The following is a 12,523-nucleotide window of genomic DNA, read 5'->3' as shown; positions in this document are numbered from 1 at the left end:
CTGCCCTTATTTAAATTGTTTGAGGAAACGTAAATCATTTTCGAAGAAGGCGCGCAAATCGGTCACGCCATAACGCAGCATGGTCAGACGCTCCATGCCCATACCGAAGGCGAAGCCGGAGTGGATTTCCGGGTCGATGCCCACGTTACGCAGCACGTTCGGATGCACCATGCCGCAACCCAACACCTCCAGCCATTTACCGTTTTTACCCATCACATCCACTTCAGCGGACGGTTCGGTGAACGGGAAGTAAGACGGGCGGAAGCGGATTTGCAGGTTTTCTTCAAAGAAGTTATTCAGGAAATCGTGCAGCGTGCCTTTCAGGTTGGAGAAGCTGATATCTTTATCCACAATCAGCCCTTCCATCTGATGGAACATCGGGGTGTGGGTCTGATCGTAATCGTTACGATACACACGGCCCGGTGCGATGATGCGAATCGGCGGCTGCTGGTTTTTCATGGTACGAATCTGCACACCTGAGGTCTGAGTACGCAGCAGACGGGTAGCATCGAACCAGAAAGTGTCGTGATCAGCACGGGCCGGGTGATGTCCCGGAATATTCAGCGCATCAAAGTTATGATAGTCGTCTTCAATTTCCGGTCCGGTAGCAACCGCGAAACCCAATTCACCGAAAAAGGTTTCGATACGATCGATGGTGCGGGTAACCGGATGCAGACCACCGTTCTCAGTACGGCGACCCGGCAGCGAAACATCGATGGTCTCCGCAGCCAGACGCGCATTCAGCGCCGCATTTTCCAGCGTCTCTTTACGGGTGTTAAGACGGTCCTGAACCTGCTGTTTGGCGTCGTTGATAACCGCACCGGCCGCCGGACGCTCCTCCGCTGGCAGTTCGCGCAGGGTGGTCATCTGTAACGTCAGATGACCTTTTTTCCCCAGGAATTCGACGCGCACAGCGTCCAGAGCGGCGATATCCGACGCCTCGTCGATGGCGGCCGTGGCACGGGCCACCAGGTCTGCGAGTTGGGACATGATTTCCTCTTCTTCCAGTCAGGCTGGTCTGTTCTCGTTGGGATCTTTCGATCCAATGTAGTGTCGCCAGAAACAAAAAAGCCTCCACGTGGGAGGCTTTCAGCGCGATTTTTCGTTTCTTTTCTTATGCGCAAAAGCCCCCGGATGTCAGGCGCTAAAGTAAAAAAAGAAACGGAAAATAGCAGCATTCATGCTTGCGTTACCTTGTCATGATTTCAACGGACCTATTGAAAAGCGCGGCGCGTAAAATGTCAATCTTTTGCGTGGCTTGCGGATAATAAAAAAGGGAGCAAGCTCCCTTTTTTACCTGACTTACGCCAGAGCTGATTTCGCTTTTTCAACCAGTGCCGTGAAGGTCACTTTGTCGAATACAGCGATGTCTGCCAGGATCTTACGGTCGATTTCAATGGACGCTTTTTTCAGGCCATTGATGAAACGGCTGTAAGAGATGCCGTTCTGACGTGCCGCAGCGTTGATACGCGCGATCCACAGCTGACGGAACTGACGCTTACGTTGACGACGGTCACGGTAAGCATACTGACCAGCTTTGATAACAGCCTGGAAGGCAACGCGGTATACACGTGAACGTGCACCGTAGTAGCCTTTAGCTTGTTTTAAGATTTTCTTGTGACGTGCGCGAGCAATTACACCACGTTTTACGCGAGCCATGTGACTCTCCTGTTTCTATATTCTGAATGATTAAAAAATTAAACTTAAGCGTACGGCAGGCAGGCTACTACCAGACCCAGATCGCCTTTAGACACCATGCCTTTCGGACGCAGGTGACGTTTACGCTTAGTTGATTTTTTGGTCAGAATATGACGCAGGTTTGCGTGCTTACGCTTGAAGCCGCCAGAAGCGGTCTTCTTGAAGCGCTTAGCCGCGCCACGTACAGTTTTAATCTTTGGCATTTTTACAAATATCCACTTCGCATTGTTAATAAAATGAACCAGACAGGCGAATAAAATTCCGCACAGCGCGAACGCTGCGCGGCATTTATTACTTGAAAGCCTACTGTTTCTTCTTAGGTGCGAGCACCATGATCATCTGGCGGCCTTCGATCTTCGATGGGAAGGATTCGACCACTGCCAGTTCACTCAGATCTTCTTTCACGCGGTTAAGCACTTCAATACCGATCTGTTGGTGCGCCATCTCACGACCACGGAAACGCAGCGTGATTTTGGCTTTATCGCCCTCTTCCAGAAAACGAATCAGGCTGCGGAGTTTTACCTGATAGTCGCCTTCGTCGGTACCAGGACGGAATTTAATTTCCTTAACCTGGATAACTTTTTGCTTCTTCTTCTGTTCCTTAGAAGATTTGCTCTTTTCATAGAGGAACTTGCCGTAATCCATAATACGGCAAACCGGCGGTTCGGCGTTCGGGCTGATTTCAACTAAATCTACGCCAGCTTCTTCTGCTTTCTCGATAGCTTCGCGCAGAGAGACAATGCCAAGTTGTTCGCCATCAACGCCAGTCAGGCGCACTTCTGTCGCGCGAATTTCGCCGTTGATACGATTAGGACGTGTCGGTTGTACTCGTTTTCCGCCTTTAATACCTTATTCCTCCAATTGGTGAAGATGTCGGCTGCGAATCTCTTGTTGCAGCTTCTCAACAAACACATCTACGTCCATGCTCCCGAGGTCTTTACCACGGCGGGTGCGCACGGCAACTTTGCCTGCTTCCACCTCTTTCTCACCGCAAACCAGCATGTAAGGGACGCGACGTAATGTGTGCTCGCGGATTTTAAAGCCTATCTTCTCGTTTCTCAAGTCTGCTTTGACACGAATTCCTGCATTCTGCAATTTCTTTGTCAATTCGCTGACATATTCTGCCTGACTGTCGGTGATATTCATCACCACCGCCTGTACCGGAGCCAGCCAGCTTGGGAAGAAGCCAGCGAACTCTTCGGTCAGAATACCGATAAAGCGCTCCATAGAGCCCAGAATCGCGCGGTGAATCATGACCGGAGTCTGACGGTCGTTGTTTTCACCCACATAAGTGGCGTCCAGACGCTTCGGCAGCGAGAAGTCTAGCTGAACGGTGCCACACTGCCAGGCGCGATCAAGACAATCGTGCAGGGTGAATTCAATTTTCGGACCATAGAAAGCCCCTTCGCCCGGTTGATATTCAAACGGAATCTGGTTTTCTTTCAATGCTTCCGCCAGGTCCACTTCCGCACGGTCCCACATTTCATCGGTACCGATACGTTTTTCCGGACGAGTGGAAAGTTTTACCACAATTTTCTCAAAACCGAAGGTGCTATACATGTCATACACCATCCGGATGCAGCTATTCACCTCATCACGTACCTGATCTTCGGTACAGAAGATGTGAGCATCATCCTGGGTGAAGCCACGCACACGCATCAGGCCATGCAACGAGCCTGACGGCTCATTACGATGGCAGCTGCCGAACTCCGCCATACGCAACGGCAGGTCGCGGTAGGATTTCAGACCCTGATTAAAGATCTGGACATGTCCCGGGCAGTTCATCGGTTTGATGCAATATTCACGGTTCTCCGAAGAGGTGGTGAACATGGCTTCTTTATAATTTTCCCAGTGACCGGTTTTTTCCCACAGCACACGGTCCATCATGAACGGACCTTTTACTTCCTGGTACTGGTACTCTTTCAGCTTGCTGCGAACAAACACTTCCAGCTCGCGGAAGATGGTCCAGCCGTCATTGTGCCAGAACACCATGCCCGGCGCTTCTTCCTGCATGTGATAGAGGTCGAGCTGCTTACCGATTTTACGGTGATCGCGCTTCGCCGCCTCTTCCAGACGCTGCAAATAGGCAGCCAGCTGCTTTTTATCAGCCCATGCGGTGCCATAAATACGCTGCAACATTTTGTTGTTGCTGTCGCCGCGCCAGTAAGCGCCGGAGATTTTTTGCAGCTTAAAGTGATGGCAAAAACGCATGTTCGGCACGTGCGGACCGCGGCACATGTCGATGTATTCTTCATGATGATACAGACCCGGACGGTCATCATGGCTGATGTTTTCATCAAGAATGGTAGTTTTGTAGCTTTCACCACGTTCGGCAAAGACGTCACGCGCCTCCTGCCAGCTCACCTTTTTCTTGATGACGTCGTAATTGGTCTCTGCCAGCTGGTGCATACGCTTTTCCAGCTGCTCAATATCTTCCTGAGTCAGGGTATGGTCGAGATCGACATCATAATAGAAGCCGTTATCGATCACCGGCCCAATGGCCATTTGGGTATTCGGCCACAGCTGCTTGATGGCATGACCCAACAAGTGCGCGCAGGAGTGACGGATGATTTCCAGACCCGCTTCATCTTTGGCGGTAATAATCGCCACCTGAGCATCGTCATGAATCAGATCAACCGCGTCCACCAACTCGCCATTTACGCGACCGGCAATACAGGCTTTCGCCAGACCAGGGCCGATATCTAACGCAATATCCATCACGCTGACCGGACGGTCAAAACTACGCTGGCTGCCATCAGGAAGAGTAATTACTGGCATTTCATATCCTTAATTGCAGTGGTAAGCCACACGAAAGCCTACATGCAACATTGAGTTCAATAAAGGTAACCCGGCGTAATGTCAGACCCACATTGTCGGAATGACGCCGGGGAAATAAAGCGCCGCAAATCATAACAGCTTTCTGCGGTGAGCAAAACCCGCAGAAAATGCGCTAAGCCTGCGTCAGCTAAAAAAAAACCGCTGCGCGGCGTAGCCAGGCAGCGGTGATATCCGTCAGACAAGCTTACATAGCGTAAGAGAGCTGAATGGTGGTTTTGGTATCGGTACGATCCGGCGCAGATTCCGGCGGATTGTTGTTCCAGGAGACGTTATAAGCCAGTTTCAGCGCGAAGTGTTCGTTAATCGCCACCTGAAGACCGGTTTCTGAGTTCACCGTGGTGTCTTCACCGAAGCTGCTCAGTACGGATACACCCTGGATAAATTTGGTGGTATCGGTCAGCTGCCATTGGTAGCTCACAGCACCATAGCCTAAGGCTTTGGTTTCATGGCCGCCATCATGGAAATCGTCATAACGCACACCCGGACCGAATTCAGCACGCAGCGAATGTACCGGACCGCTCATCAACTGACGACCGTAACCGGCAGTCAGTACGTCACGTGAATCGTAGCCATTGAAGCGATCGCTTAGCCAGCTCGCCTGACCAAACAGGTAGTCGGCGCTGTTGAGGTTATAACGGCTACGACCACCAATGTTGTAGGTCTCGGACGAACGTTCATCGTTGGATGAGTTATTCGCCGCATTCCCCCACAGGCTCCATGCGGTGCTGGTCTTATACCACGTCATTGAAGTCGCGGCACTCAGCGCAGAACTGGTGGTGTTACCGGTTTGCGCCAGGTAACCCGCTGACGCGCTGCCTTCAAACGGTTTTTTCGCCGTTGAAGGGTCATCCATGGAGGTGAAGACGGTGTTATCTGCAAATGCCTGGTGACAAAATGCTCCAGCAGAGAGCAAAAGAACAGCGGACAGCTTGTTAAAGGCTTTCATTTAAATGTGATCCGTACGACGGTTTAAAAAGTGATGAGTCTGAAGAGTTTTCCCGGACGATCAACGCAATTTACGGTAAGTTTTGTAAAAAAGTATGAAGTCACCGGAAAAGCCAGGTTTTGCGCTGAGGCCGCGCGCCAAATGGGATTATTCCCATTAACCGCGCGCATTATAGAGGGCAATTAGCGAAATAGCAGCCCAATTGCTACAAGAATTTTCTGAACGCGCAGTCGCTATTTTTTGCCGCTCCTCAACGCCAAATTGCTGTAAATTCGCTCAATCTGGCCCACTGGTCTACGCTGACATCTGTTCCAGAACAATGAGGTGAAAGATGAGCGACTTAAAGCGTTACATTGTGACCTTTCATTATCAGGAGAAGGGACTGAGCGACCTGCAATCCCTTAACAGTGAGATGCTCAATGCGGGCTATAACACCACCTTAAATGATACCGAGGGACACCCGCACGAGCTGGGTACTAACAGCTTCGGTATTGTCAGCGCCCTGGAGGAACAGGCATTGGCTGAACAGGCCGCCGGGCTGGCCTCGGTCGCGCTGGGAGAAAAACCCGAGGTTGAAGTGACCACACTGGACGCTTTTTTAAAAGTGCAACCCTGACGGGATGTGAAAAGCGCGCGCCGGTGCTGGTTTTGTTCAGGTTTTGAGCGTTACAATTGAACTCAGGCAGCGAATAAAGAGGATTACCCCATGTGGTCAGCCATTAGTCGACTGTTAAGCGAATACGCCGGCGATGCCGAAATCACCGAACGCCACGAACTGCCTGGGGGCGATGTCCATCCTGCCTGGCGCATTCGTTATGGTAAACTCGACGTCTTCGTCAAATGTAACACGCGGGATATGCTCACCCTGTTTAGTTGGGAAGCGGATCAGCTGGCACTGCTGGCGCGCACGCACACCGTCCGCGTTCCCGAGGTCTACGGTGTCGGTAACGATCGCGACACCAGCTTCCTGTTGCTGGAGTATCTGCCGCCGGAACCACTCAATGAACACACGGCGTTTCAGCTCGGTCAGCAGTTGGCACACCTGCATCAGTGGAGTGAGCAACCGCAGTTTGGCCTCGATTACGACAACAACATCACTACGTCTCCCCAGCCCAACAGTTGGCTGCGTCGTTGGTCGGTCTTTTTTGCCGAACAGCGTATTGGCTGGCAACTGCAACTGGCGGCAGAAAAAGGCGTCAATTATGGTGATGCCGACCTGATTGTCGATTGTGTGCAACGCGCACTCGCTAACCACCACCCACAACCTTCGTTATTGCATGGCGATTTATGGCCAGCAAATTGCGCCGGAAGTCCCGGTGGGCCGTGGATTTTTGATCCTGCCTGCTACTGGGGCGATCGCGAATGTGATCTGGCGATGTTGAGTTATTACGCCGAGCTGCCACGGCAGATTTACGAAGGATACCACGCCGTCTGGCCGCTGCCGGAGGGGTTCTCGCAACGCCAGCCGGTATATCAGCTCTATTATCTGTTGAACCGCGCCAACGTGTTTGGTGGCAACTGGAACGACGAAGCAACCTTCGCCATCGGCCAGTTGCTGGATGAGGATGCGTTGGGACAACGTCAGGCCAGACCGGCCTGACGCCTTACAGCAATCCGAGCAATTTCAGCACGAAGTAACCGGCAATGGCGATCACAATCGGCAGAACATACAACGGAAATACCTGCAACAAAATGGTATGACGTGGAACATTGATTTTCTCCTCCAGCTGCGCCCGGCTGCGTCCTTCGCTACCCTTCGCCTGCTCAAGAATCAGCTGGTCCTCAATGCCCTCTTTGATATGGCGTGACTGACGCCACATGCGCGCGCCAGAGGCCTGCAACGCGATACCCACGAAAATCAAAAAATAGATAATCCAGAACCCAATATTGGTGCCACCGTTAAATTCCGGAACCGGGGAGTTTTGCCAAAAAAAACTGAGAAACGGCGTGTTGAACTTCACCATATCAATCATGACATGCACAAAATCCAGCATCACCGCATCAATACCAGGTTGCTTTTCGCTGTGCTTAAACATGAAGCCTAATACGGAGATAATGGTGGATAGCAATGCCGGAATAAAAATCACCCAGCCAGCCACTCGCTTAAGGATGGCGATGCGGCCAGCCTGTTGGTAAGTCATGGTGTCTCCCTGAACGGAATAAGATTTGCCCTAAGTCTACCTGCACTGCATCTTTTTTTCCTGAAAAAAGCGCAGCATGCTGGTTGCCTGGCTTTCATGCTAAGGTAGGCCAAATTTCAAACGGAGCCGTTATATGTCTTATCGTCGCCCTGTTCTGGCCGCCATTTTTGATATGGACGGATTGTTGATCGACTCAGAACCGCTGTGGGATCGCGCCGAACTCGATATTTTTGCCACCCTGGGCGTGGATCTGACCCGCCGCCACGAATTGCCAGATACCCTGGGGTTACGCATCGATCAAACCGTACGTATGTGGTACGAAGCCCTGCCGTGGAACGGCCCGGATCAGCAGGAAGTCACACAGCGCATCATCACGCGCGCACTGGCGCTGGTGGAAGAGACACGCCCCCTGCTACCCGGCGTGGAGCAGGCACTGCAGTTATGTCGCGACCAGGGACTGAAAATCGCCCTCGCCTCCGCCTCACCGCTGCATATGCTGGAGCGGGTGCTGGAGATGTTTAACCTGCGCCACTATTTTGACCAGTTAGCTTCTGCCGAGCATCTTCCCTACAGCAAACCGCATCCACAGGTTTATCTGGATGCCGCCGCCAAGCTGGGCATCGATCCCCTCAATTGCGTCGCGCTGGAAGATTCCTTTAACGGCATGGTTGCCAGCAAAGCTGCACGCATGCGATCCATCGTGGTGCCAGCGGCGGAACATCGTGATGATGCGCGCTGGGCTTTGGCGAATGTCCGGCTGGATGACCTCACCCAGCTTGCCGCTCAACATCTACATGGCTAAGTCTCCACCAGCCCGCTCTGACAGCGGGCTTTTTTATGCAGATTTGATCATCAACACAAATAAATAAAACAACGTTTCATTTTTATTGAATTCATATCCCATCCTGCCTAAGATGCCAACAGACCCGCATCGGGACCTATTCCTTCTTATATCCAGAGGCCTGAGATGGACGTACGTCAAAGTATTCACAGCGAACACGCCAAAACCCTCGATACAGCTGCCCTGCGCCGCGAATTTCTAATCGAAAACATTTTCACCCCGGATGATTACACCCTGACCTACAGCCATATCGACCGCATCATCATCGGCGGCGTAATGCCGATAACGCAGCCGGTGACCATCGGTAGCGAAGTGGGTAAACAGCTGGGTGTGAGCTATTTTCTCGAACGCCGCGAACTGGGCGTGATCAACATCGGCGGCCCAGGGCTGATTGTGGTGGATGGTACAACCTGGGAGATTGGTCATCAGGAGGCGTTGTATGTCGGCCAGGGGGCGCAACAGGTAATTTTTCGCAGCAGCGAAGCCAATCATCCAGCGAAGTTTTATTACAACAGCGCCCCGGCGCATACCCACTACCCGGACAAAAAAATCACCCTTGAAGATGCCGTCAAAGCCACGCTGGGTGACGCCGCCACCTCTAATCGTCGCACCATCAACAAATTTATCGTGCCGGATGTGTTGCCGACCTGTCAGCTGACCATGGGCCTGACGCGCCTTGACGAGGGTAATCTGTGGAACACCATGCCCTGCCACACCCATGAACGCCGCATGGAAGTGTATTTCTATTTCGATATGGCCGAGGACAGCGCGGTGTTTCATATGATGGGGCAACCGCAGGAAACTCGTCATCTGCTGGTGCATAACGAACAGGCCGTGATTTCGCCAAGCTGGTCGATCCATGCGGGTGTCGGCACCCAGCGCTATACCTTTATCTGGGGCATGGTGGGGGAAAACCAGGTGTTTGATGACATGGACCACGTCCGCGTGAGTGCATTGCGCTAGAGCAGAAGGAGAAGATGATGATTCTGAATGCTTTTAATCTCGAAGGAAAAATCGCGCTGGTCACCGGTTGTAACACCGGACTTGGTCAGGGGATGGCAATCGGACTGGCGCAGGCGGGCTGCGATATTATTGGCGTCAATCGCGCCGGTCCTGATGATACTGCGGAAAAAGTTGCCGCACTGGGACGCCATTTCTGGCCGATTCAGGCCGATCTCACCCATCCCGCCATCGTGCCGCAGGTGGTGGAACAGGCAGTAGCACAGGCAGGACGCATTGATATTCTGGTCAATAACGCGGGAATTATTCGCCGTGAAGATGCGCTGAACTTTAGCGAAAAAGACTGGGATGATGTGATGAATATCAATAGCAAAAGCCTGTTTTTCCTCTCTCAACAGGTGGCGCGCCAATTTATAGCCCAAGGGAATGGTGGCAAGATCATTAACATTGCGTCGATGCTTTCCTTCCAGGGCGGTATCCGCGTGCCCTCCTACACCGCATCGAAAAGCGCCGTCATGGGGCTGACGCGGTTGATGGCTAATGAGTGGGCGAAGCACGGCATCAATGTCAACGCGATTGCCCCTGGCTACATGGCGACGAATAACACGCAACAAATCCGCGATGATGAGTCACGCAGTGAAGAGATCCTTGCGCGTATTCCGGCCGGACGCTGGGGCGATCCAGGCGACATGATGGGTCCCGTGGTGTTCCTCGCCTCCAGCGCATCGGATTACGTCCACGGTTATACCCTGGCGGTGGACGGTGGTTGGCTGGCTCGCTAAGCTACTCTTTTCCCGCGTCATTCTGGCGCGGGCATCCTCCTAAATTCACGCCTGGTTACAGCGTCACATATTCTCATTTACTGGATAAATCCCTATACTGGATGCATCGACAGTTTGCAGCCAGGTTTAATCATGACGGCCGAAGGCCACATCATTTTCGCCATTGCCAGTGCTATTTTTGCCAAGCGCGCGGAGCTTACGCCGGTAATGGCCAGTGCCGATTGGTGGCATCTGGTGCCCGCTGCGCTGCTGACCTGTTTGCTGCCGGATATTGATCATCCCAAGTCGGTGTTGGGACAACGGTTGAAGTGGTTATCTCAACCCATTGCGCGCGCCTTTGGCCATCGGGGTTTTACTCACAGCCTGCTGGCAGTGGCGGTGAGTTTATGGCTGTTCCAGATTAATGTGCCCACCAGTTGGCCTGTCCCCGCCGATGTGTTGCAGGGCATGACCCTGGGTTATCTCAGTCATATTGTCGCTGATATGCTGACGCCGGCGGGCGTGCCGCTGCTGTGGCCCTGCCGTTGGCGCTTCCGTTTACCTCTGCTCAATAGCCAGAAAGGCAATCAGCTGGAACGCGCCCTGTGCCTGGCGTTGGTGGGTTACGCGTTATGGTTCCCACCCGGATTGCCATCTTTTGGTGCAAACGGCTGGCCCGAACAACTGTTTAATACCCTACAAAATGGCGTGGGACGGATAATAAACAGCCAAAACGAGTAATAATCAGACAACATTCAGCATAAAGTTATAATCAATTCCATTTGGATATAAGCCTGCCCATTTATGAACTGTTAACATGCCCGGATTCCTTTCAGGAATCACCTGTATTCCGCGCCTGTACATGCAGAGGCGCGGCAAATCTCTGGAGTAGAGCATGGATTTTCCCCTGATTATTAATCTCGTGGTGTTCGCCGCACTGCTGGTGCTGCTGGCACGCATCGGTAATGAACGCTGGAGCCTGTCAAAACGCGTATTGACTGGCCTGGTGATCGGCGTGTTGTTTGGTCTGGCGCTGCAAACCATTTACGGTGAGAACAGCCCGGTGGTGAAAGCCTCCATTGGCTGGTTCAACATTGTCGGTAACGGCTATGTGCAACTGTTACAGATGATCGTCATGCCGCTGGTTTTTGCCTCGATTCTCAGCGCCGTGGCACGCCTGCACAATGCCTCTTCGCTGGGTAAAATCAGCGTACTGACCATCGGCGTGTTGCTGTTTACCACGGCGATTTCAGCGTTGGTGGGTGTGATGGTGACCGGCCTGTTTGGTTTGACGGCAGATGGCCTGGTGCAAGGTGCGCAGGAAACCGCGCGTCTGAACGCGATTCAGAGCAATTACATTGGCAAAGTAGCCGATCTGACGGTGCCCCAGTTGTTGCTCTCGTTTATTCCTAAGAACCCGTTTGCCGATCTTACCGGCGCCAACCCGACCTCAATCATTAGCGTGGTCATTTTTGCCGCGTTTCTCGGCGTGGCCGCGTTGCAGTTGCTGAAAGATGACAAAGCAAAAGGCGAACGCGTGCTGGTGGCGATCGACACCCTGCAATCCTGGGTAATGAAACTGGTGCGTTTGATCATGAAGCTCACGCCTTACGGCGTGCTGGCGTTGATGACCAAAGTGGTGGCGGGATCTAATCTCCAGGACATCATCAAGCTCGGTGGCTTTGTCGTGGCCTCTTATCTGGGTCTGGCAATCATGTTTGGCGTGCACGCCCTGCTGCTCTCTTTCAACGGCATCAACCCGCTACGTTTCTTCCGTAAAGTGTGGCCGGTAATTACCTTTGCCTTTACCAGTCGTTCCAGCGCCGCCAGTATCCCGCTGAATGTGGAAACCCAGACGCGTCGCCTTGGCGTACCAGAATCGATCGCCAGTTTCTCTGCCTCCTTTGGTGCCACCATTGGTCAGAATGGCTGTGCCGGTTTGTATCCGACCATGCTGGCGGTGATGGTTGCCCCGACGGTAGGTATCAATCCGTTTGACCCGCTGTGGATTGCCACGCTGGTGGGAATCGTGACGCTCAGCTCGGCCGGAGTGGCCGGTGTTGGTGGCGGTGCCACCTTTGCCGCCTTAATCGTGCTGCCCGCCATGGGTCTGCCGGTAACGCTGGTGGCGTTGCTGATCTCCATCGAACCGCTGATCGATATGGGCCGTACTGCGCTCAACGTCAATGGTGCGATGACCGCTGGCTCCCTCACCAGCCGCTGGCTCGGTCTGACTGACAAAAAAGTACTGGAAAGCGACGACCACGCCGAACTGGCACATCGCTAATCTTCTGCCTGAACCGTAGCAGCGCGATTTATCGCGCTGTTTTTTATCGCC

General features: G+C 52.8%; 15 protein-coding genes and 1 other annotated feature. Of the genes, 7 read left to right on the top strand and 8 right to left on the bottom strand.

The features are described from left to right. Positions 1-6: 6 nt before the first annotated feature. The 7 genes from pheS to AC6I8W_RS09240 all read right to left on the bottom strand — a co-directional run bounded on the left by pheS (position 7) and on the right by AC6I8W_RS09240 (position 5,482). Complete coding sequence (gene pheS / locus AC6I8W_RS09270) at positions 7-990, bottom strand: phenylalanine--tRNA ligase subunit alpha (protein WP_497837892.1); 984 nt, start codon at positions 988-990, stop codon at positions 7-9. Between the two features lie 71 nt (positions 991-1,061). Then, positions 1,062-1,187, bottom strand: a sequence feature (Phe leader region). Continuing rightward, on the bottom strand, positions 1,138-1,182 hold the full coding sequence (pheM, locus tag AC6I8W_RS09265; RefSeq protein ID WP_106120997.1) for a pheST operon leader peptide PheM: 45 nt from the start codon (positions 1,180-1,182) through the stop codon (positions 1,138-1,140). It overlaps the preceding feature by 45 nt. Before the next feature lie 115 nt (positions 1,188-1,302). Beyond that, positions 1,303-1,659, bottom strand: a complete 357-nt coding sequence (gene rplT / locus AC6I8W_RS09260; RefSeq protein WP_007892678.1) for a 50S ribosomal protein L20 — start codon at positions 1,657-1,659, stop codon at positions 1,303-1,305. A 44-nt stretch (positions 1,660-1,703) separates the two neighbouring features. Then, the gene (rpmI, locus tag AC6I8W_RS09255) at positions 1,704-1,901 is read right to left on the bottom strand and encodes a 50S ribosomal protein L35 (protein ID WP_006118955.1); all 198 of its coding nucleotides are present in this window, start codon (positions 1,899-1,901) and stop codon (positions 1,704-1,706) included. A 100-nt stretch (positions 1,902-2,001) separates the two neighbouring features. Then, a complete protein-coding gene (gene infC / locus AC6I8W_RS09250; protein ID WP_013508822.1) occupies positions 2,002-2,544 on the bottom strand; it encodes a translation initiation factor IF-3 in 543 nt (180 codons plus the stop codon). 3 nt (positions 2,545-2,547) lie between these two features. Further along, positions 2,548-4,476, bottom strand: a complete 1,929-nt coding sequence (thrS, locus tag AC6I8W_RS09245) for a threonine--tRNA ligase (protein WP_497837891.1) — start codon at positions 4,474-4,476, stop codon at positions 2,548-2,550. Positions 4,477-4,720: 244 nt separating this feature from the next. Further along, the gene (locus tag AC6I8W_RS09240; protein ID WP_497837890.1) at positions 4,721-5,482 is read right to left on the bottom strand and encodes a DUF481 domain-containing protein; all 762 of its coding nucleotides are present in this window, start codon (positions 5,480-5,482) and stop codon (positions 4,721-4,723) included. Between the two features lie 331 nt (positions 5,483-5,813). Here AC6I8W_RS09240 and ghoS point away from each other — a divergent pair, with 331 nt between their 5' ends. Both ghoS and AC6I8W_RS09230 read left to right on the top strand, forming a co-directional pair. Beyond that, positions 5,814-6,098, top strand: coding sequence for a type V toxin-antitoxin system endoribonuclease antitoxin GhoS (gene ghoS / locus AC6I8W_RS09235; RefSeq protein ID WP_497837889.1), 285 nt, complete (start codon positions 5,814-5,816; stop codon positions 6,096-6,098). A 90-nt stretch (positions 6,099-6,188) separates the two neighbouring features. After that, positions 6,189-7,082 carry a fructosamine kinase family protein gene (locus tag AC6I8W_RS09230; RefSeq protein WP_497837888.1) on the top strand — a complete coding sequence of 298 codons (894 nt, stop codon included), beginning with the start codon at positions 6,189-6,191 and terminating at the stop codon, positions 7,080-7,082. Positions 7,083-7,086: 4 nt separating this feature from the next. Here the strand turns inward: AC6I8W_RS09230 and AC6I8W_RS09225 are convergent, their stop codons facing one another. Beyond that, on the bottom strand, positions 7,087-7,623 hold the full coding sequence (locus AC6I8W_RS09225; protein WP_497837887.1) for a YniB family protein: 537 nt from the start codon (positions 7,621-7,623) through the stop codon (positions 7,087-7,089). Between the two features lie 133 nt (positions 7,624-7,756). Here AC6I8W_RS09225 and hxpB point away from each other — a divergent pair, with 133 nt between their 5' ends. From hxpB to AC6I8W_RS09200, 5 genes are all read left to right on the top strand, one after another. Next, complete coding sequence (gene hxpB / locus AC6I8W_RS09220) at positions 7,757-8,425, top strand: hexitol phosphatase HxpB (protein WP_497837886.1); 669 nt, start codon at positions 7,757-7,759, stop codon at positions 8,423-8,425. Positions 8,426-8,590: 165 nt separating this feature from the next. Further along, positions 8,591-9,427, top strand: coding sequence for a 5-dehydro-4-deoxy-D-glucuronate isomerase (kduI, locus tag AC6I8W_RS09215; RefSeq protein ID WP_497837885.1), 837 nt, complete (start codon positions 8,591-8,593; stop codon positions 9,425-9,427). 17 nt (positions 9,428-9,444) lie between these two features. Continuing rightward, the gene (gene kduD, locus AC6I8W_RS09210) at positions 9,445-10,206 is read left to right on the top strand and encodes a 2-dehydro-3-deoxy-D-gluconate 5-dehydrogenase KduD (protein WP_497838143.1); all 762 of its coding nucleotides are present in this window, start codon (positions 9,445-9,447) and stop codon (positions 10,204-10,206) included. 132 nt (positions 10,207-10,338) lie between these two features. Next, complete coding sequence (locus tag AC6I8W_RS09205) at positions 10,339-10,926, top strand: metal-dependent hydrolase (protein WP_497837884.1); 588 nt, start codon at positions 10,339-10,341, stop codon at positions 10,924-10,926. Positions 10,927-11,080: 154 nt separating this feature from the next. Next, positions 11,081-12,472: an L-cystine transporter gene (locus AC6I8W_RS09200; protein WP_497837883.1), complete on the top strand. Its 1,392-nt coding sequence runs from the start codon at positions 11,081-11,083 to the stop codon at positions 12,470-12,472. Positions 12,473-12,523: the final 51 nt, after the last annotated feature.

This window comes from Pantoea sp. X-Soil-TKNS-1211 (assembly GCF_059730495.1).
This window is presented reverse-complemented; position numbering and strand designations above follow the sequence as displayed.